Here is an 18546-nt window from a genome sequence, read left to right as displayed (position 1 = left end):
GCTGTGGATAACTCTCACCCGCGGCACCCGCGGACCCCGCCTCCCGCGAGGCGGACGGCGTCAGGCGTACACGAAGAGCGGCACCGCCAGCAGCGCGACGAGCCCGACGGCGACGGCGATCAACAGCCAGGTCTGCAGCGCGCGCTGACGGATCTTGCGGGTGCGCGCGAAGATCACGCCGATCAGCGCCCCCACCAGACCGCCGCCGATGTGCGCCTGCCAGGCGATGTTCGAGCCCGGCAGGAACGTGATCACCAGGTTGATCCCCAGCAGCACCGCGATCGCCGTCACGTTCGCGCCGAGGTGTCGGCCGATGATGAACATCGCACCCAGCAGACCCCAGACCGCGCCCGAGGCGCCGACGACCACCGTCGCCGGCGCGAGCAGTGCCGTGAGCACCGACCCGCCGACCGCACTCAGGACGTACAGCGTGAGGAACCGCCACCGCCCGAGCAGCGGTTCGAGGCTGCGCCCCAGCGCCCACAGCGCGAGCATGTTGAACGCGATGTGCCAGATGCTCGCGTGCACGAGCGTCACGGTCACGAGCCGCCACGGCTCGGTGTAGGCCAGGGGGGCGTAGAACGCGAGCGCATTGCGCACGGTCGCGCCGACCCCGCCGGGGATCAGGCCGACGAGGTAGAGGGCGCTCGTGACGATCAGGAGGGCGTACGTGACGACCGGCTTGCCGTCGAGTCCGGCCACGCGGCGCCGCGGCATCCGCGTGACGTTCGCCGCCTTGCGCTGGTCGGCCAGGCACTCCGGGCAGATGACTCCCACGGGCAGCGGCGTCTGGCACTCGGGGCAGATCGTCCGCAGGCAGCGCTGACAGAGCACGAAGCTCTGGCGATCCGGATGCCGGTAGCAGAAGTTGTCCGGGTTGGTCCGGAGCTCGGAGTCGGTCACGCCGGCCGGTTCCGCGCGATCAGGCCGCGACGACGTCGATGGAGCTGATGACGACGGGCTCGATCGGGCGGTCGCCCGCGGCGGTCGGGACGGCCGAGATCGCGTCGACGACGGCGCGCGACGCATCGTCGGCGACCTCGCCGAAGATCGTGTGCTTGCCGTTGAGCCACGGCGTCGGGTCGGTGGTGATGAAGAACTGCGAGCCGTTCGTGCCCTCGGCCTTACCGGTGATCGCGTTGCGACGCAGACCCGCGTTGGCCATGGCCAGCAGGTAGGGCGCGCCGAAGGTGAGCTCGGGGTGGATCTCGTCGTTGAAGTTGTAGCCCGGCCCGCCGACGCCCTGGCCGAGCGGGTCGCCGCCCTGGATCATGAAGTTCGGGATGATGCGGTGGAAGATGACGTCCTTGTACAGCGGGCCCTCACCCGGCTTGCCCGTCGCCGGGTGCGTCCACGCCTGCGAGCCGTCGGCGAGACCGGTGAAGTTCTGCACGGTGCGGGGTGCGTGGTCTCCGAAGAGGTTGACGACGATGTCGCCGTGGTTGGTGTGGATGGTCGCGACGGCGGTGTGGATCGGCATGCCTAGCATTCTCTCACCTGTCAACCCCTCGCAAGGCCCGGGAGGTCTGGCAAGATGGGATGAAACCCAGCCGGAACCCAGGGAGGGCACCGTGAGCCTCAGCCGCAAGCGCAAGAAGGAACTCCGCAAGCTCCAGCACCAGGCGAACACGCTGTGGGAGTCGCAGCAGGTCCTGATCGGACAGGCCGGCGAGGTCGCCCGCGAGGCGGGACGCCAGCTCGGCAACTACAACCGTGAGCAGGTCGTGCCCACCGTGCAGCACACGTATGAGAAGTACGCCGCCCCGTACGTCGAGCAGGGCGTCGCGACCTCCAAGAAGGTCTACAACGACAAGGTCGTCCCGACCGCCGGTGCCCTGATCGGCTCGGCGCTGTCGGTGTGGGATGCCGCGAGCGAGAAGCGTCACGACCTCGCAGCCGGCCGCGGTTTCGGCTCGATCGACCTGGCGGCCATCCAGAAGAAGGCCGACAAGTACGGCAAGAAGGCGACCAAGCAGCTCAGCGTCGCGGCACCCAAGAAGCGCATCGGCGCCGGCGGTGTCATCGCGATCCTGCTCGGCGTCGCCGCGGCCGCGGGCGTCGTCTACGCCGCCTGGCAGACCCTGCGCGCCGACGACGAGCTGTGGGTGGCGGACGACCCGCTGCGCGCACCGGATGCCTGAGCAGCCCCGGTCGTCAAGCTCCCGCAGCCCCCGGTCGTCAAGCTCCCGCAGCCCCCGGTCGTTGAGCGAGCGCAGCGAGTCGAAACGCCATGACTGATCCGCTCGCGCGCGTGCGCACCGCCGCCGCGGCGCGCGGTCTCGACATCGAGCTGCGCGAGCGACCCCCGGCATCCAGTCTCGACGAGGCCGCGCGGTTGCTGGGCCTCCAGCCGGCCGACATCGTGAAGACCCTCGTGGTGAAGAAGTCGGACGACACCTACCTGTTCGCGCTGATCCCCGGAGACCTGGCGATCTCGTGGCCGAAACTGCGCGCTCTCGTCGGCGTGAACAAGCTGCGCCTGCCGGAGCCCGAGCTCGCCCTGCAGGCGACCGGGTACGAGCGGGGGACGATCGTCCCCATCGGCAGCACGACCGACTGGCCGGTGTACGCGGATGCGTCGATCGCCGGGCGCCGCATCGCGATGGGCGCCGGCGCGCACGGGTACAGCCTCTTCGTGGACGCCGACGAACTGATCGCCGCCTACGACGCCACGGTCGCCGACATCTCGCAGCCGGTCAGCCCGACGCGCTGACGGCGAGGCCGGCCATGCCGAGCGCCACGTCGACCAGCTTCACCCGTTGCGGCGGAAGGGCGCTGAGCGGAAACCACTCGGCGCGGTCGGTCGACCCGTTCTGCTCGTGCCGCAACCGGCCGCCGGTCACCTCGGCTCGGTAGACGATCCGCAGGGTGTGGAGCGGTTCCGTGTCCTCCGCATACACGCGTCTGCTCGCGGGGATCACGCGGGAATGGATGCCGAGGAGCTCGCCCACCCGCACGCGGAAGCCGGTCTCCTCCCAGACTTCACGGCGGGCCGCGTCGACGGGGTCCTCACCGGGCTCGAGGCCACCGCCGGGCATGGTCCACGCGCCGCGGCGCCCCTGATGCCAGTGGGCGAGCAGCACGCGATCGTCCGCGTCGACGACGACGGCGTACGCCGCAACCCGCAGGTCCATCCCGTGAGCCTAGCGGGCGCGGCTATGACGCCGGGAGGCGTCTTTTCCCCGTCGGACACGCGGGTCAGACGGCCGCGGTCCGCAACTCCCGGTCGCGCAGGGCGCGCTCGACCGCCTCGACGTCGCGCACGGCGCCCCGGTCGGCCGACGTCGCCATCGCGGCGTAGGCGCGCAAGGCGAGCGACACGGGACGGTTGCGGTCGCGGGGCGCGTAGCCGCCGTCCGACAACAGCCGGGCACGCCGACGCTCGAGCTCGTCGTCGTCCACGCGCAGGCTCATGCCGCGCGAGGGGATGTCGATGTCGATGATGTCGCCGTCCTCGACGAGCGCGATGATCCCACCGCTGGCCGCCTCGGGGGAGACGTGTCCGATCGACAGACCCGACGTCCCGCCGGAGAACCGACCGTCGGTGACGAGGGCGCAGACCTTGCCCAGACCGCGGCCCTTGAGGAACGAGGTCGGGTGCAGCATCTCCTGCATCCCCGGCCCGCCCTTCGGTCCTTCGTACCGGATGACGACGACATCGCCCGGCTGCACCTGCTTGCCGAGGATCTTGGCGACCGCCTCCTCCTGCGACTCGCACACGACCGCCGGTCCCGAGAACACGAGGATCGACGGATCGACGCCCGCCGTCTTGACGACCGCCCCGTCGACGGCCAGGTTGCCGCGCAGCACCGCGAGCCCGCCGTCGGCCGAGTACGCGTGCGCGGCGGACCGGATGCAGCCGTTCCCGGCATCCTCATCCAGCGCCGCCCAGCGCTCGGACTGCGAGAACGCGCTCGAGGACCGCACGCCGCCGGGGGCCGCATGCCACAGGTCGCGGGCGGTGTCGGACGCGGTGCCTCCGCGCACGTCCCACTCCGCCAGCCACGAGGCGAGGGAGTCGGAGTGGATGGACGACACGTCCTCGTTGAGCAGACCCGCGCGGTGCAGCTCGCCGAGGATCGTGGGGATGCCGCCCGCGCGGTGCACGTCCTCCATGTAGTACATGCGGCCGTACGCCGGGTTGGGGGCGATCTTGGCGAGGCAGGGCACGCGGCGGGAGATGGCGTCGATCTCGTCGAGCCCGAAGTCGATGCCGGCCTCGTGTGCCGCGGCCAGCAGATGCAGGATCGTGTTGGTCGACCCGCCCATGGCGATGTCGAGCGCCATGGCGTTGGCGAAAGCGGCGGGACTCGCGACCGCCCGGGGGAGCACCGAGGCGTCGTCCTCGTCGTAGAAGGCGCGGGTGATCTGCACGGCGACCTCGCCGGCCTTCTCGTACAGGGCGCGGCGGGCCGTGTGCGTCGCGAGCACCGATCCGTTGCCGGGGAGGGCCAGGCCGAGGGCCTCGACGAGGCAGTTCATCGAGTTCGCGGTGAACATCCCCGAACACGAACCGCAGGTCGGGCAGGCGTTCTCCTCGATGCGCTGGATGTCGGCATCCGACACGGTGTCGTTGGCCGCCTCGGAGATCGGGTCGACGAGGTCGAGGGTGCGGACGGTTCCGTCGACGAGGGTGGCGCGGCCCGACTCCATCGGTCCGCCCGAGACGAAGACCGTCGGGATGTTCAGGCGTAGCGCCGCCATGAGCATGCCGGGGGTGATCTTGTCGCAGTTGGAGATGCACACGAGCGCGTCGGCCTGATGGGCGTTGACCATGTACTCGACCGAGTCGGCGATGAGGTCGCGCGAGGGCAGCGAGTACAGCATGCCGCCGTGGCCCATCGCGATGCCGTCGTCGACGGCGATCGTGTTGAACTCGCGCGGGATGCCGCCGGCGGCGGAGATCGCCTCGGACACGATGCGACCGACCGGCTGCAGGTGGGTGTGGCCGGGGACGAACTCGGTGAAGCTGTTCGCGACCGCGATCATCGGCTTGCCGAAGTCGGCCGCGTTGACACCGGCGGCGCGGAAGAGGGCACGGGCGCCGGCGGCGTTGCGGCCGTGGGTGACGGTGCGGGAGCGCAGAGGGGTGGGCATGGTTCCACCCTGGGGGCCGTCAGCGGTCGGCGGAAGTGGCTGCTGATACTAGTAGTGGGAGCACTAGGTTTGTGGAGTGACCGATGAGCACCCCCATGACGTCCGTGACGACGGCCGTCAGCAACGGCGGGAGCTCGGATCGTTCCTGCGCCGGCAGCGCGAGCGCCTCGACCGCTCGGCGTACGGTCTCCCGCCCGCCGGACGCGGACGCACGACGGGCCTGCGCCGCGAGGAGGTGTCGTACCTCTCCGGCGTGAGCGTGACCTGGTACACGTGGCTCGAGCAGGGCCGCGACATCCATCCCTCGCGCCAGGTGCTCGACGCCGTGGCGACGGCACTGCGCCTCACCGATACGGAGCACGACTACGTCCTGAGCCTCGTGGGACTCGCTCCGAGGCCCGCGGTGCGCGCGGGAGCGGTGGACGTCGCCCCCGCGCACGTCCAGCGCTTCCTCGATGCGCTCGACGAGCACCCCGCCTACGCGCTCGCGCCCGACTGGGGCATCGCGGGGTGGAACCGCGCCTACGAGCGGCTCTATCCGGGGGTCGCGACGACGACGGCCGAGGATCGCAACCTGCTCTGGCTGGTCTTCACCGATCCGTCGGTGCGCTCGCTCCTGGACGACTGGGATGACACGAGCCGCCGTTTCCTCGCCGAGTTCCGCGCCGAAGCGGGCCCTCGACTCGGCGACCCGCGGTATCGCGACCTGGTGGCCCGCCTGTCCGCCGCGAGTGACGACTTCCGTGCGCGCTGGAACGAGCACGGCGTGAGCGGGTTCCGCTCCCGCGAGCGCGTGTTCCGGCATCCGGCGCTCGGACGCCTCGTGTTCGAGCACCACCAGCTACGCCCCTCCGACGAGACCGATCTGCAGCTCGTCGTCTACGTGGCGGATGCCGAGACGCGAACGCGCTTCCACGGCTCGGCATCCTGAGCGGACGCCTCTCGGTCAGCTGCGCAGGGCCACCACCGGCTCGATCCGCGCCGCGCGGCGCGCCGGGATCCATCCCGCGACGAGTCCGACCACTCCGCCGAGGACGGCGCCGGCGGCGGCGAGCAGCGGGTCGAGGACGGGGACCCAGCCCGCGACGAGCGAGACCGCGAGCACACCGAGCACCGCGAGCGCGGCCCCCATGATGCCGCCGAGCAGCCCGATGACGACCGACTCCACGACGAACTGCCCGGCGATCTGCCGCGAGGTCGCCCCCAGCGCGCGGCGCAGGCCGATCTCCGGTGTGCGCTCCATCACGGAGAGCATCGTCACGTTGGCGATGCCGAGGCCGCCCGCGAGGAGCACGATGACCCCGAGCGCCACGAAGACGATGTTCACATCCGATTGCACGCCGCGGCTGAGGTCGCTTCCGGCGCGGGGCGCGGCGACCTCGACCGCGTCCGGATCGGCGGGGTTGAGGGTGAGCGGCGCCTGGTCCTTCACCTGCGGTCCGGCGCCGACGACGATCCGCGCCTGCACGCTGCCCGGTCCGCCGAGGCCGAAGTCGGCACGGGCCGCGCCGGTCGGGACGATCACGGCGTCGAGCAGGTCGGCGCGACGTTCGAACCCGTCCACGATGCCGATGACGGCGTACGCGATCCCCCCGATGAAGATCGACGGCTGACTGTCGATGCGGTTGATCGAGAGGCGCTCCGCCACGCGGGCGCCCACCACGGCGACGCGGTCGCCGCGCCGATCGTGACCGAGGTCGAACATACGCCCCGCCTGGACGGTGCCGCCGATCGTGTCGAGCAGCTCCGCGGATGCCGCGACGATGGGCGGGGCCGCGGGCAACGCGATCGAGGGGTCGTTGACCGGGACCGCGGTGACGGTCGCGCCGTCGGGAAGCGCCACGTCGGACAGGAGCACGGCGGACTCGACGCCCGCGAGGCGCTCGACGCGCTCGACGGCATCCCACGGGAGTCGCGCGGTGGCGACCTGTCCGCCGCCGCGCGTGGTCGCCGTCGACGGGGTGATCTCGATACCCGTCGCCGCGGCGGCGTCGAACTGTCGCGCGATCTGTCCCGCGGCCGTCTGCGCGAAGCCGAGTGTCGCGACGAGGGCGCCGACGCCGAGGACCGTGCCCGCGAGGGTCATCACGAGTCGTGCCGGTCGTGCGCCGATGTCCACCGTCGCCTCGGCGACGAGGTCGGCCGCGGAGAACCGATCCGCGCGCGCGACGGGCGGGACGAGCCCGTCGACGCCCGCTTCCTCGGCGGGAGGACGGCGGTCGCGGCGACGCGGGATCCATCGCACGTCAGGCCACCTCTTCCAGTCGTCCGTCGGAGATGCGCACGCGCCGCCCGGCCCGTGCGGCCACCGTGCTGTCGTGCGTGATGACCACCAGCGTCTGACCCTCGCCGTGCAGCTCGTCGAACAGCTCGAGCACCTCGTCGGAGGTGCTCCGGTCCAGGTTGCCGGTGGGCTCGTCGGCGAGCAGAAGGCTCGGCCGGCCCACCACCGCGCGGGCGACGGCCACCCGCTGCCGTTCGCCGCCCGACAGGAGCGTGGGCAGGAAGTCGACGCGGTGACCGAGACCGACGCGGTCGAGCGCCGCGCGCGCCCGCGACTCGCGCTCGCCCCGCGGCACACCGCTGTAGAGCATGGGGACCAGGACGTTCTCGAGGACGGTCCGACGGGGCATGAGGTGGAACGCCTGGAAGACGAAGCCGATGCGCCGGGCTCGCACCGCCGCACGCCGATCCTCGTCGAGGGCGCCGGTGAGAACGCCGTCGAAGCGGTACTCGCCGACGCTCGGGCGGTCGAGCAGGCCGAGGATGCTCAACATGGTCGACTTGCCCGACCCGCTCGGCCCCACGATCGACACGTAGTCCCCGGTGTCGACGCGCAGATTGATCCCCTTGAGGGCCTGCACCTCCGGCGGTCCGGGAAACGACCGGGTCACGTCGCGCAGTTCGACCAGGGGTGCGACGGCATCCGCCGCACTCACTTCCCGACCACCACGAGGTCGCCCTCCGTGAGTTCGCCGCCGGACGGCGTCACCTCGACGACACCCTTCGCCGACAGGCCCGTCTGCACGGTGACGAGCCGCGTCTGCGCGCGGGGATCGCGAGGATCACCGACGACGACCTCGACGCGTGCCTCCCCGCCCGTGCCCGCCGACAGTGCCGCGAGGGGGACGGAGAGCACCTTGCCGTCGGTCGCGCCGACCGGGATCGACACGCGGACGTTGCTGCCCTGGATCTGCTGGATCTGCTCGGTCGAGAGGGGGTCGGGGGTGAGCGTCAGCGACCAGCGGCCGTTCGCGTCCTTGCCGCTCGCGGGGGTGATCGCGGCGATCGTCGCCGTGTGCGCCGCGCCGTCCGGCAGCGCGAAGCTCGCTTTCCCGCCGACCGTCAGAAGCCGCGCGTCGGCCGAGGCCACCGAGCCGGTGAGCTGCACGGTGGCGCCCGAGACGGTCATCGCCTTCCCCTGCAGCACGCTCCCGCGCTTGGCCGTCACCTCATCCACACGTCGCGGAAGACTGCTGAGATACAGCACCTCCGAGGAAGGCAATGCGGTGAGTGCGGCTTCACGGGCCCGCGCCAGGTCGGCCTCGGCCTGGGCGACCTGCTCGCGCGCGGCATCCCTCGCGGCGCGCTGCGCCGAGGTGTCGGGAGCGGCGGACAGCTGCTCGCGCCGCAACTGGGCCAGCGCGAGGTCGTCCTGGAGATTGGCGATCCGCGAGGGTGCCTCACCCGCGGCCTGGGCGTCGGCGACCGCGCGCTGCGCGGCGGCGACCTCGTTGTCCGCCTGACGGATCTCGACCGCCGAGGCGCCGGAGGCGGCCTTGCCGAGATCGGCGGATGCCGCGCCCAACGACTGCCGCGCCGACTGCAGCCCCTGCTCCGCTGCGCGGACGGTCGCGGCCGCGGAGGCATCCCCGCCCGGGGCGGGATAGCCGGCGGCCGTGTACAGCGCGTCGACGCCGGCCGCGGTGGTCTCGTCGAAGCGGTCGGATGCCGGATCGCCGCCGTCGATGCCGACCGCGCGCAGCGCGTTCTTCAACTGCACGACGTCGGGACCGGAGACGCCGAAGCGGAGCGTGCGGTACGCGGGCAGCTCGCCCGGCAGGACGATCACCGGCCTGCCGGCCACTTCGAGCGCGATCGACAGGGGGTTCAGCTCCGCGCCCGTGGCGGGCACCTGGCCGGTCACGACGGCGGGACCCTCGACGCTCGCGGTGTCGATCGTCACCTCCGTGGCGTCGGCGTAGCCGACGTCGGCCCTGACGGTGACATCGTTGCTCAACTCACCGAACTCGACGGGCACGGTGACGAGCCCGGCCGCGGGCGCGGCGGCGTTGGCCCCACCCGCCGGCGCGACGACGAAAGTCCCCACGAGAAGTCCGGCGACGAGGGCCCCGGTCGCGACGAGCGCGGTGATCCACAGCGCTCGATTGGCCCGCAGCATCCCTCGCCAGCCGGAGCGGCGCCCGGCATCCGGCGCATCGGATGCCGGCGCATCACCGGCGGGCACGACATCATCGGCAGGTGCGAGATCGCCGAGCAGGTCGACCTCGGAGGAGCGGTCGGGGTCGCCGGCGGCGCGGTCGCTCGTCATCTATCGTCCCGCCTGCTCGGCGGCCGCCTTGAGCGCCTCGAGCTCGGCCTTGTGGTCGGCGATGAACTGTCGCTCCAGCTCGAACTGCACCTTCTGCTGCTCCGCGGTGTATCCGGTCTTCGTCCGGCAGTCGAGGTCGGCGAGGGCGACGGCGACCTCCTCTTCGGCGAGCGTGGCGAGTTCGGGGTCATCCTCCTGCGCACCCGAGGAGCCGCTCATCTTCTCGTAGTACGACGACAGCTTGTTCGAGATCGACATCTGCGCGTCGGTCTGCGCCGAGAAGCCCGTGTGTCCGGCGTCGCTCATGCAGGACGACCACTTCTGGTTGATCTCCGCGAAAGCCGTGTTGGTGGCCATGTCCGTGTAGAACGTGTTGATCGCTTCGTTCAGCGAGGCGAACTGCTCGTCCTGCATCGGATCGCTGTTGGTCTCGTGCTGCGCCGCGCCCTGGCATCCCGCCGTCTTCCAGTCGTACTCGTACGACCCGTCCTCGCCGAGCTGGTCCTCGGTGGGCTGGGGTCCGTAGAGCGCCTCCCAGTACGCGGTCTGCTCCGTCTGGGAGAGGCTGTCGAGGTAGCCCTGGTTCGGGTCGGTGTACGGGGTCTCCTGCGCGGGCTGGTCGGACATCGGGTTCTTCACCATGCCGTAGCCGTACTGCGAGACCCAGTCCCGGTCGTCGGGCTTCCACATGTCCGCGTCACCGGCCGAGAACGAGACGTTCTGGGTGTTCGGCGTGTACTCGAAGCCCTGGTCCTTCATGCACTGGGCGACGAGCTCCTCGGACTTCTTCTGCGATTCGGCGTATCGCTGCTCCTGCTCCGAGGCCGACAGGTTGGTGCCGTAGACGGCGCCGAGGTACTCCATCAGCGGCGAGTCGGTCTTCCCACCATTGCCGTCGGAGGCGGCCGTGCAGCCGGATGCCGAGATCGCGAGGGCGACCGCGGCCAGCGTGGTGGTGGCGATACGGGTGAGGGTCTTCATGGCGGGGGTCCCATCGTGTCGTCGGAGCGAAACGGCTCCGATGAACACGCTATGAGAGCCCCATGGACCCTCGCGTCCCCCTAGAGGATGATCCGCTCCGCGGCCCGGGCGTGTCTCGCCGCCGCGTGGCGGATGGCGGTGCTCAGGCGAGCTTCGCGACGATCGCCGCGATGCGACGCGCCCGCGTCTCCTCCGCCTTCGCCGACAGCACGTTCGTGACGTGGGCCTTCCGCGCGCTCGGTGCGAGCGTGTCGAATGCGGCGCGAGCTCCGGCATCCGCCAGCGCGCCGGCCAGGTCGTCGGGGAGCTCGACGGTGCGCGGTGCCGTGTCGAGCTCGAGGACGACCTCGATGGCGTCACCGCCGGCCAGGCCCGTCGCCGCCCGTTTGTCGGATGAGAAGGGGATCAAATGCCGCCCGCCCATCACCGCGAGGGTGCTCGGGTAGGTGAAGCCGTTGACGGTCACGGAAACGGCGGCACGACTGCCCCCACCCAGTCCGTCGACGATCTCGGGCGGCACCACGATCCCGGTGTTGTTGCCCTGCTGGAACAGCGTGGTCTCAAAGCGCATGCAGTGAGTATCCCAGCGCACGACCAGCGGCGGAAGACGGGGCGAGATGTCTGTGGAGCCTAGGAGATTCGAACTCCTGACATCCTGCTTGCAAGGCAGGGTCATCGCACCACCCGAGGGTCCGGATTCCCGCAGAATCATGCGGAGCCGGGCCCTCGTTCGTACAACCTCGTACAACCGTTTTATGGCACGTATAGCCCCGTAATGGCACGACTCTGGCACGAACGAAAGGCCCCACGAGCAGACTGCCGCCAGCCGATACGCGGCGAGCACGCGACCGTCCACGCCCTCCCGCCCGAGGGCCACGCGGACGCGAAGCGGAGAGCCTCACCGTCGCTTTCGTGTCCGTGAGCGTTTCACCTTGCCGTTCGCGAGCGTCACCCGGACCTCGTACCAGCGAGCGCCATAGAAGGTGCCCTGCCGGAGGAACGTCTCTTCCATCACGACGGCGGCTCCCCCCGTGAGTGTGTACGGCAGGCCTGGCTCCTCGATCCCCATGAGGGGGATCAGGCTCCCAGGGATCTCGTCGCTTCGGTGAACTTCGACATGGTGTATCTCGATGGGCGCGCGTCCCTTGTTCCAGATGTACGCCCAGACCGTCTGCTCGTCCTCGGTGGCATGCGTGTTCGCCCGCACCTTCACCCGTGGTCCGGACCACGCCCAGGCGGTGATGCTCCATGCGAGAGAGAACAACGCGATGGTTCCGGCGACTATCGAGATGACGAACGCGGGCAAGGCGAAGGGGTCGCTGGCTTGAACGAGGATCACGGGCCGAGCCTATCGAGAGGGCTCATCCCGATTCGTGATGCCTGGCTCTTGCATCATGGACGGTGTGGGCTCACGTCGCGGACGGGTCGGGGACATTACTCGCGCAGGTTGAGGGGGCGCACGTCGTCCTCGTAGATGCCGTAGACGTACGGGCCAGGCTTGCCAGCGCGCCGCAAGATGCGCGCCTCGTTCCGGAGGAGCCAGGACAGCATCGTCTCTCCAGAGATGTTCGCGTTGCTGACGGCGAACACGCGCGCTCCGGCGACCCTTACCGCTGATGCCTCCGCGGGGCGCTTCGCGATCTGAGAGTCCTTGCACAGGCACACTTCTCCCTGCGCGGTGGCCTCGGTGATCCAGTCGGGATCAGCCATGCCCTCACCGACGCGCTGACCGTAGCGCTCGTTCATGGTGACGACTTCCCAGCCACGCTCGCGCAGACCATCCGGGATGATCTTGCTCCCCATCCCTCTGTCGATGAAGAAGCGATGCGACCCGGCCGTCACATCGCCCCTACGCGGCCAGCGGTTGGAGCACCTGCACCGTATGCTCCGGGAGGTCGTAGTCGTAGGCGATGCTCGCGGGCGGCTCCCCGGCTTTTAGGCGTCCGAGCACGTCACTCACCCGCACTCCGGTGCCCGCAAGGGTGGGCTGACCGAACGACTGTTGCGGGTCTATGTTCATGAGCACGTCGTCAGCCACCGGAATCGCGAGCCGGTGCGCGTAAGCGGGTCCGTAGGTGATGGTGCGGAGGCGGTCACCGAGCGCCGCGCGGAAAACGCCTTGCCCGTGCACGACTTCGGAGAGGTCGGCGGAGTCGTCGCCCTCTATCTCCTCCCACATGATGTCGGCCCCATCAGTCTTCAGCCGTTGGCTGGCGAGGGCGTACTCCATGCCGTAGCGACGGCGCACGGCCTCCACGGAGTCGCGGATCGTGCGCGTGCGGAGGCCCTGGTCCTTCAGGAAGCCGACGACGTAGGCTTCAGCGAGGGACAGGAAGGGGACGTGATAGCCGCGGCCTTCCTGAACACCGTCGATCAGCGGAGGCATGTGCGTGCCGGAGGCGGTGGTGTAGCCGTGCATCCACCTGGCGACGGTCGATTGCGGCTTGCCGAGGATGCGCGCGACCTCGCTCTGTGAGTACAGAGGGGTGGTCAGCGTGTCCATCGTTCCAGTCCTTCTGGTGGGGGCTCGTTCGCAGATTAGCAGTGTGAGCCTGGGCACCGACGCTGGACTGCCTCCGCGTCGTGACACTCCGTCACTACGGTTATCAGCATGACTCCCCTCCCGGTTCCGCCCGAGTCGTTCGACGGGCTCAACTTCGGCGTCTCGCTCGCCGCGGCCATCGTGAGCGTGCTCGCCCTCATCATCGCCGGCTATTCGCTCGGGTGGCAGATTGTTCGCCACTACCGCTGGGCACGCCCGCGTCTCGTCGTCACCGGCGAGTGGGGCCGGATGCACGAACAGCACTCGGATGGTCGCGTGGACCGCGACACCTGGGCGCTGGAGGTCACCGTGACCAACACGGGGGACGTGGGCACGCAGATCATCGACGTGTACTGGGAGTTCCCTGCTGTGGACGACACCCAGCGCCCGCTCCGTGTCGCCGGGAGCACGGACCCTGACGAGCCGTATGCGATGCATGTGGACTGGCAAGGCATCATCACGGAGGAGGGCATCCGCGATCCGAGCATCCCGACCCGGTTGGAGCCGTTCTCCCGCCTCTACTGGCGTTTTGAGATTCCCGCGTCTGGCGCTGGACACTCACAGGTCCGCCGCTTCGAGCGTGGCCGTGCCGCGGTCACGTGGGTTTCTCGCGATGCCGTCAAGGAGCCAGCGTTCGGAGAACATCCGCACGTTCGTACGACCTACGGCCCGTGGCAGACGTTCAGCGCGGATCACCCGTCGAGGGCCGAGAGCGATTCGAGCCCGAACACGTGATGCTGGGCACTGTTCCCCGTTGGGGGCACATCACGGGGCGATAACGCCTCTTGCATCATGGCCGGGCCACGGCGTGGCGTCGTGATCGGGTCGGTAGCGTGCCGCGCCACGGCTGGCGCGGACGCGCGCCGCCGACCTGACTACGAAGGGCGGTACCCCCGCATGGCTATGGACATCGGCACACTCGTCGGATACCTCGACCTCGACACGAGCAAGTTCGAGGAGGGCGCGAAGGGCGCTGGGGCGGGTGCCCGGCTGGGTGGCGGCGGCGGGAGCGCTCGCGGCGACAGCGGCGGCGGCGTTCGGGGCGGCGTTCGTGAACGCGGTGAGCGTGGAGGCGGGCAACCAGAAGGTCGCGGCCAACTCGGCCTCACGGAGGAGGAGTCCCGGCGTGCCGGTGTTGCGGCGGCGGGTGCGTACAAGGCCGGGTTCGGTGAGTCGATGGCCGGGGTGCAGGAGACGACCGCGGGCGTCATCTCCTCGATCCGGGGGATGCGTGAGGCGTCCGTGGACGAACTGGAAGGGATCGTCTCCGGGGTGCAGATGCTCTCCGACTCGTTCGGGATCGAGGCTGACCGCATCTCGCAGGTGGTGGGGCAGATGCTCTCCACCGGACGGGCTGATCGGCTCCAACCCGTGCCAGATTGGCGGGGCCGGGTCGGTGAAGCACCCAGAGCGGCCCCTACTCACGCCCGACATGCTCGGCACCATCGTGGAGGAGATGCCTGAGCAGTGGGCGCTCCCCATCCGTGTGATGTTCGGCGCGCACCTGCGCCTCGGTGAACTCGTCGCCCTCCAGCGAGGCGACTACGCCGATGGGGTTCTGAAGGTGGAGCGGCAGACGACACTCGTGAACGGCAAGCCGGTGACCACTAAGACCAAGACGGGGAACGTGCGCCGAGTGAAGTTGCCGCCGCGCATCGCCGCCGAGGTCGAGGCGCACCTAGCTGCGTCGAAGGGTTTCGCGCGTGCGCCGATGTTCCTTCGCGCCGATGGCGAGCCGATCACGAACCACGCGCTCGGGCAGGCGCGGAGGCGGGCGGCGCGGAGGGTCGGGCTGGGTCAGTTCCACCCTCACGACGTGCGCCACCCGGGTCTCACGATGGCGGCGCAGAACGGTGCGACGACGCGCGAACTCATGGCACGCGCCGGGCACTCCACAGCGCGGGCGGCGCTGATCTACCAGGACGCCGCTGAGGAGCGCGATACGGCGGTGGCGGAGAGCCTCGACGTGCTCGGAGGGAGCCCGACTCGGAGTGTTACTGGCACGGGGATGGCACGCGCGGCCGTCCTGGCAACGGAAAAGTCCTCCGATCTGATGGCTGAAAATGCCGTCTGGCCAGGGGACTAATGAACTGTGGAGCCTAGGAGATTCGAACTCCTGACATCCTGCTTGCAAAGCAGGCGCTCTACCAACTGAGCTAAGGCCCCGGACGGGAAGTGGTGGGGCTACCAGGACTTGAACCTGGGACCTCTTCATTATCAGTGAAGCGCTCTAACCGCCTGAGCTATAGCCCCGTCCGGAGGCGGCGTCTCCGCCGTCAACCTCCAAGACTTTACCCGACGAGCGGGCAAACCAAAAATCGGTCAGTTGGAGGTGAACCCGACGAGCAGGCCGCCGGTCACCTTGACCATCAGGTTGTAGATCCCCGCGATGACGGCGCCCAGCACGGTGAGCACGATGAGGTTCAGGATCGCGACGACCGCGGAGAACGCCATCACCTGCGGGAGGTTGATGACGTCGCTCAGCTTGAAGTTGTCGTCGAACGCCGTGAACAGCTCGTCGAGCTTGCCGATCAGACCCGTGGTGCTCAGCACCATGTACACGAGGAAGCTCGCCACCACCGTGACGATCGCCAGGGCGACCGCCGCGAGGAACGACAGCTTCACGGCGGACCAGAAGTCGACGTAAACGAGGCGCAGGCGCACCTGCTTGGCGCTGGTCTTGCTCGATGACTTCTTGGCGAGCTTGTCGGCTACCGTGCTCATGCGTCAGTGTCACTTCCTTCGGGGCGTGAAGCGGGGGGTTCTTCGGCGTCTGCCGTCTCGGCCGAGTCATGCTCCTGACGGAGAGCTCGCTCCGAATTACGGGCGATCGCGAGGATGCGGTCGTCGTCATCGGGACGGGCGAAAACCACTCCCATGGTGTCGCGACCCTTCGCAGGCACCTCGGCCACGGCAGAGCGTACCACCTTGCCGCTGGCAAGAACCACCAAGACCTCGTCGTCCTCACCCACGATCAGACCGCCCGCGAGAACGCCCCGATCCTCGTTCAGTTTGGCCACCTTGATGCCCAATCCGCCGCGGCCCTGGAGCCGGTACTGGTCTACCGCGGTGCGCTTCGCGTAGCCGCCTTCGGTCACGACGAACACGTACGCGTCGTCCTTCGCGACGGATGCCGACAGCAGCATGTCGTCCTCACGGAAGGACATTCCCTTCACGCCTTCGGTCGAGCGTCCCATCGGCCGCAGCGACTCGTCGGTGGCCGTGAAGCGCAGCGACATGCCCTGGCGGGAGATGAGGAGGATGTCGTCGGTGTCGTCGACCAGCAGTGCGCTGACGACCTCGTCGCCGTCCTCCTCGTCCTCACCGCGCAGGCGGATCGCGATGATCCCGCCCTGACGGTTGGTGTCGTACTCGCTGAGGAAGGTCTTCTTCACCTTGCCGTCGCGGGTCGCGAGCACGAGGTACTGCGCGACCTTGTAGTCGCGGATGTCGAGGATCTGCGCGATCTCCTCGCCCGGCTGCAGCGCGAGCAGGTTCGCGACGTGCTGACCCTTCGCATCGCGGCCGGCCTCGGGCACCTCGTACGCCTTGGACCGGTAGACGCGGCCCTTCGTCGTGAAGAAGAGGAGCCAGTGGTGCGTCGTCGTCACGAAGAAGTGCTCGACGACGTCGTCGGCGCGCAGCTGGGCACCCTTGACGCCCTTGCCGCCACGGTGCTGCGAGCGGTAGTTGTCGCTGCGCGTGCGCTTGATGTAGCCGTCGCGCGTGACGGTGATGACCATCTCCTCCTCGGGGATCAGGTCCTCCATCGACATGTCGCCGTCGAAGCCGTGCAGGATCGTCGTGCGCCGCTCGTCTCCGAACTTGTCGACGATGCCCGTGAGCTCTTCGGCGATGATCGTGCGCTGACGGCCCGGCGTGACGAGGATGTCGTTCAGGTCGGCGATCTGCGCCTCGAGCTCGGTCGCCTCGTCGATGATCTTCTGGCGCTCGAGAGCCGCCAGGCGGCGCAGCTGCATCGCGAGGATCGCATCGGCCTGCACGTCGTCGATCGCGAGCAGCGACTTCAGACCCTCGCGCGCCTCGTCGACCGTGGGCGAGCGGCGGATGAGCGCGATGACCTCGTCCAGCGCATCCAGCGCCTTCAGGTACGCGCGCAGGATGTGCATGCGCTCTTCGGCCTTGCGGAGGCGGAAGCGCGTGCGCCGCACGATGACCTCGACCTGATGGTCGATCCAGTAGGAGATGAAGCCGTCGAGGGCGAGCGTGCGCGGCACGCCGTCGACGATCGCCAGCATGTTGGCGCCGAAGTTCTCCTGCAGCTGCGTGTGCTTGTACAGGTTGTTGAGGACCACCTTCGCGACGGCATCCCGCTTCAGCACGATCACGAGCCGCTGGCCCGTGCGGTCGCTGGTCTCGTCGCGGATGTCGGCGATGCCGGTGATACGCCCGTCGCGGGCGAGGTCACGGATCTTCAGCGCGACGTTGTCGGGGTTCACCTGGTAGGGCAGCTCGGTGATGACCAGGCAGGTGCGGCCCTGGATCTCCTCGACGTTGACCACGGCGCGCATCGTGATCGACCCGCGGCCCGTGCGCTGAGCCTCGCGAATGCCCTTCGTGCCCAGGATCTGGGCGCCCGTCGGGAAGTCGGGACCGTGGATGCGGCCCATGAGAGCTTCGAGCAGCTCCTCGCGGGTGGCATCCGGGTTCTCCAGCGCCCACAGCGCTCCGTCGGCGACCTCGCGCAGGTTGTGGGGCGGGATGTTGGTGGCCATGCCGACCGCGATGCCGACCGAGCCGTTGACGAGGAGGTTGGGGAAGCGCGAGGGCAGGACGACGGGCTCCTGGGTCTTCCCGTCGTAGTTGTCCTCAAAATCGACGGTGTCCTCGTCGATGTCGCGGACCATCTCCATCGCGAGCGCGGCCATCTTGGTCTCGGTGTACCGCGGGGCGGCGGCGCCCTGGTTGCCGGGAGAGCCGAAGTTTCCCTGTCCGTCGGCGAGCGGGTAGCGCAGCGACCACGGCTGCACGAGGCGCACGAGTGCGTCGTAGATCGCGCTGTCACCGTGCGGGTGGTACTGGCCCATGACCTCGCCGACGACGCGGGCGCACTTGTTGAAGCTCTTGTCGGGACGGTACCCGCCGTCGTACATCCCGTAGATGACGCGGCGGTGCACCGGCTTCAGACCGTCTTCGACGCGCGGCAGCGCGCGGCCGACGATGACGCTCATGGCGTAGTCGAGGTAGCTGCGCTGCATCTCGACCTGGAGATCGACCTGGTCGATGTTGCCGTGGTTGTGCCCGGCGTTCGGGTCGGGGCGTTCTTCGTCAGTCATGTCTTCTCGTTCTCACATGGGTCGGGGTGCGTGTGTCGCGTTTCGACTCGTCGCTGCGCTCCTCGCTCGACGACCGG

The 18546-nt window shown here is 69.4% G+C and carries 20 protein-coding genes and 3 tRNA genes; 6 read left to right on the top strand and 17 right to left on the bottom strand.

From position 1 onward, the window contains the following. Positions 1–60: 60 nt before the first annotated feature. On the bottom strand, positions 61–903 hold the full coding sequence (locus tag AC6CQV_RS14655; RefSeq protein ID WP_498259856.1) for a rhomboid family intramembrane serine protease: 843 nt from the start codon (positions 901–903) through the stop codon (positions 61–63). A 19-nt stretch (positions 904–922) separates the two neighbouring features. After that, a complete protein-coding gene (locus AC6CQV_RS14650) occupies positions 923–1480 on the bottom strand; it encodes a peptidylprolyl isomerase (RefSeq protein ID WP_060959606.1) in 558 nt (185 codons plus the stop codon). A gap of 91 nt (positions 1481–1571) precedes the next feature. On the opposite strand from AC6CQV_RS14650, the gene AC6CQV_RS14645 reads away from it, so the two are divergent. Both AC6CQV_RS14645 and AC6CQV_RS14640 read left to right on the top strand, forming a co-directional pair. Next, positions 1572–2141: a hypothetical protein gene (locus tag AC6CQV_RS14645; protein WP_060959605.1), complete on the top strand. Its 570-nt coding sequence runs from the start codon at positions 1572–1574 to the stop codon at positions 2139–2141. 89 nt (positions 2142–2230) lie between these two features. After that, complete coding sequence (locus AC6CQV_RS14640) at positions 2231–2713, top strand: aminoacyl-tRNA deacylase (protein WP_060959604.1); 483 nt, start codon at positions 2231–2233, stop codon at positions 2711–2713. Here the strand turns inward: AC6CQV_RS14640 and AC6CQV_RS14635 are convergent. Continuing rightward, positions 2697–3134, bottom strand: a complete 438-nt coding sequence (locus AC6CQV_RS14635; RefSeq protein WP_060959603.1) for an NUDIX hydrolase — start codon at positions 3132–3134, stop codon at positions 2697–2699. The genes AC6CQV_RS14640 and AC6CQV_RS14635 overlap by 17 nt on opposite strands. A gap of 64 nt (positions 3135–3198) precedes the next feature. Further along, entirely contained in the window at positions 3199–5097 is a 1899-nt protein-coding gene (gene ilvD / locus AC6CQV_RS14630; RefSeq protein WP_498259855.1) for a dihydroxy-acid dehydratase, read from the bottom strand. A 76-nt stretch (positions 5098–5173) separates the two neighbouring features. On the opposite strand from ilvD, the gene AC6CQV_RS14625 reads away from it, so the two are divergent. Continuing rightward, positions 5174–6028, top strand: a complete 855-nt coding sequence (locus AC6CQV_RS14625; RefSeq protein ID WP_060960839.1) for a helix-turn-helix transcriptional regulator — start codon at positions 5174–5176, stop codon at positions 6026–6028. Between the two features lie 15 nt (positions 6029–6043). Here the strand turns inward: AC6CQV_RS14625 and AC6CQV_RS14620 are convergent, their stop codons facing one another. From AC6CQV_RS14620 to AC6CQV_RS14580, 9 genes are all read right to left on the bottom strand, one after another. Then, entirely contained in the window at positions 6044–7342 is a 1299-nt protein-coding gene (locus tag AC6CQV_RS14620; RefSeq protein ID WP_498259854.1) for an ABC transporter permease, read from the bottom strand. A 1-nt stretch (position 7343) separates the two neighbouring features. Continuing rightward, entirely contained in the window at positions 7344–8036 is a 693-nt protein-coding gene (locus AC6CQV_RS14615) for an ABC transporter ATP-binding protein (RefSeq protein WP_101307103.1), read from the bottom strand. Beyond that, entirely contained in the window at positions 8033–9649 is a 1617-nt protein-coding gene (locus AC6CQV_RS14610) for an efflux RND transporter periplasmic adaptor subunit (protein ID WP_498259853.1), read from the bottom strand. Before AC6CQV_RS14610 ends, AC6CQV_RS14615 begins: the two co-directional genes overlap by 4 nt. After that, positions 9650–10630: a hypothetical protein gene (locus tag AC6CQV_RS14605; protein WP_498259852.1), complete on the bottom strand. Its 981-nt coding sequence runs from the start codon at positions 10628–10630 to the stop codon at positions 9650–9652. 142 nt (positions 10631–10772) lie between these two features. Next, positions 10773–11201, bottom strand: coding sequence for a YdeI/OmpD-associated family protein (locus AC6CQV_RS14600; protein WP_498259851.1), 429 nt, complete (start codon positions 11199–11201; stop codon positions 10773–10775). Between the two features lie 53 nt (positions 11202–11254). Then, positions 11255–11324: transfer RNA gene (locus AC6CQV_RS14595), tRNA-Ser, on the bottom strand. A gap of 204 nt (positions 11325–11528) precedes the next feature. Beyond that, complete coding sequence (locus tag AC6CQV_RS14590) at positions 11529–11969, bottom strand: hypothetical protein (protein WP_498259850.1); 441 nt, start codon at positions 11967–11969, stop codon at positions 11529–11531. Between the two features lie 95 nt (positions 11970–12064). Continuing rightward, a complete protein-coding gene (locus tag AC6CQV_RS14585; protein WP_415133531.1) occupies positions 12065–12472 on the bottom strand; it encodes a PIN-like domain-containing protein in 408 nt (135 codons plus the stop codon). Positions 12473–12479: 7 nt separating this feature from the next. Next, a complete protein-coding gene (locus tag AC6CQV_RS14580) occupies positions 12480–13133 on the bottom strand; it encodes a DUF433 domain-containing protein (RefSeq protein WP_415133533.1) in 654 nt (217 codons plus the stop codon). A 108-nt stretch (positions 13134–13241) separates the two neighbouring features. On the opposite strand from AC6CQV_RS14580, the gene AC6CQV_RS14575 reads away from it, so the two are divergent. The 3 genes from AC6CQV_RS14575 (at position 13242) to AC6CQV_RS14565 (ending at position 15258) form a co-directional block, all read left to right on the top strand. Next, positions 13242–13907: a hypothetical protein gene (locus AC6CQV_RS14575; RefSeq protein WP_498259849.1), complete on the top strand. Its 666-nt coding sequence runs from the start codon at positions 13242–13244 to the stop codon at positions 13905–13907. A 162-nt stretch (positions 13908–14069) separates the two neighbouring features. Further along, complete coding sequence (locus AC6CQV_RS14570) at positions 14070–14636, top strand: hypothetical protein (protein ID WP_498259848.1); 567 nt, start codon at positions 14070–14072, stop codon at positions 14634–14636. Next, positions 14605–15258, top strand: a complete 654-nt coding sequence (locus tag AC6CQV_RS14565) for a tyrosine-type recombinase/integrase (RefSeq protein WP_498259847.1) — start codon at positions 14605–14607, stop codon at positions 15256–15258. The genes AC6CQV_RS14570 and AC6CQV_RS14565 overlap by 32 nt, the downstream gene beginning before the upstream one ends. A 7-nt stretch (positions 15259–15265) precedes the next feature. Here the strand turns inward: AC6CQV_RS14565 and AC6CQV_RS14560 are convergent. The 4 genes from AC6CQV_RS14560 to gyrA form a co-directional block, all read right to left on the bottom strand. Further along, a tRNA-Ala gene (locus tag AC6CQV_RS14560) sits at positions 15266–15338 on the bottom strand. A gap of 10 nt (positions 15339–15348) precedes the next feature. Further along, a tRNA-Ile gene (locus AC6CQV_RS14555) sits at positions 15349–15425 on the bottom strand. A 69-nt stretch (positions 15426–15494) separates the two neighbouring features. Further along, positions 15495–15896 (bottom strand): DUF3566 domain-containing protein, encoded by a 402-nt coding sequence (locus AC6CQV_RS14550; protein WP_060960835.1) that lies wholly within the window; start codon positions 15894–15896, stop codon positions 15495–15497. Beyond that, complete coding sequence (gene gyrA, locus AC6CQV_RS14545) at positions 15893–18469, bottom strand: DNA gyrase subunit A (protein ID WP_498259846.1); 2577 nt, start codon at positions 18467–18469, stop codon at positions 15893–15895. The genes AC6CQV_RS14550 and gyrA overlap by 4 nt, the downstream gene beginning before the upstream one ends. Between the last annotated feature and the right edge of the window lie 77 nt (positions 18470–18546).

The sequence above is a fragment of the Microbacterium sp. EG9 genome, assembly GCF_059759475.1.
Note: the sequence above shows the minus strand (reverse complement) of the source record. Positions and strands in the feature narration are given on the sequence as shown.

Bases quoted from the DNA above. Each gene is read 5' to 3' on its own strand.
- AC6CQV_RS14600 (WP_498259851.1), bottom strand. From the start codon at position 11,201: ATGCGCTTTGAGACCACGCTGTTCCAGCAGGGCAACAACACCGGGATC.
- AC6CQV_RS14580 (WP_415133533.1), bottom strand. From the start codon at position 13,133: ATGGACACGCTGACCACCCCTCTGTACTCACAGAGCGAGGTCGCGCGC.
- AC6CQV_RS14550 (WP_060960835.1), bottom strand. From the start codon at position 15,896: ATGAGCACGGTAGCCGACAAGCTCGCCAAGAAGTCATCGAGCAAGACC.
- AC6CQV_RS14640 (WP_060959604.1), top strand. From the start codon at position 2,231: ATGACTGATCCGCTCGCGCGCGTGCGCACCGCCGCCGCGGCGCGCGGT.
- gyrA (WP_498259846.1), bottom strand. From the start codon at position 18,469: ATGACTGACGAAGAACGCCCCGACCCGAACGCCGGGCACAACCACGGC.
- AC6CQV_RS14610 (WP_498259853.1), bottom strand. From the start codon at position 9,649: ATGACGAGCGACCGCGCCGCCGGCGACCCCGACCGCTCCTCCGAGGTC.
- AC6CQV_RS14565 (WP_498259847.1), top strand. From the start codon at position 14,605: ATGCTCGGCACCATCGTGGAGGAGATGCCTGAGCAGTGGGCGCTCCCC.
- AC6CQV_RS14575 (WP_498259849.1), top strand. From the start codon at position 13,242: ATGACTCCCCTCCCGGTTCCGCCCGAGTCGTTCGACGGGCTCAACTTC.
- AC6CQV_RS14650 (WP_060959606.1), bottom strand. From the start codon at position 1,480: ATGCCGATCCACACCGCCGTCGCGACCATCCACACCAACCACGGCGAC.
- AC6CQV_RS14605 (WP_498259852.1), bottom strand. From the start codon at position 10,630: ATGAAGACCCTCACCCGTATCGCCACCACCACGCTGGCCGCGGTCGCC.
- AC6CQV_RS14635 (WP_060959603.1), bottom strand. From the start codon at position 3,134: ATGGACCTGCGGGTTGCGGCGTACGCCGTCGTCGTCGACGCGGACGAT.
- ilvD (WP_498259855.1), bottom strand. From the start codon at position 5,097: ATGCCCACCCCTCTGCGCTCCCGCACCGTCACCCACGGCCGCAACGCC.
- AC6CQV_RS14570 (WP_498259848.1), top strand. From the start codon at position 14,070: ATGGCTATGGACATCGGCACACTCGTCGGATACCTCGACCTCGACACG.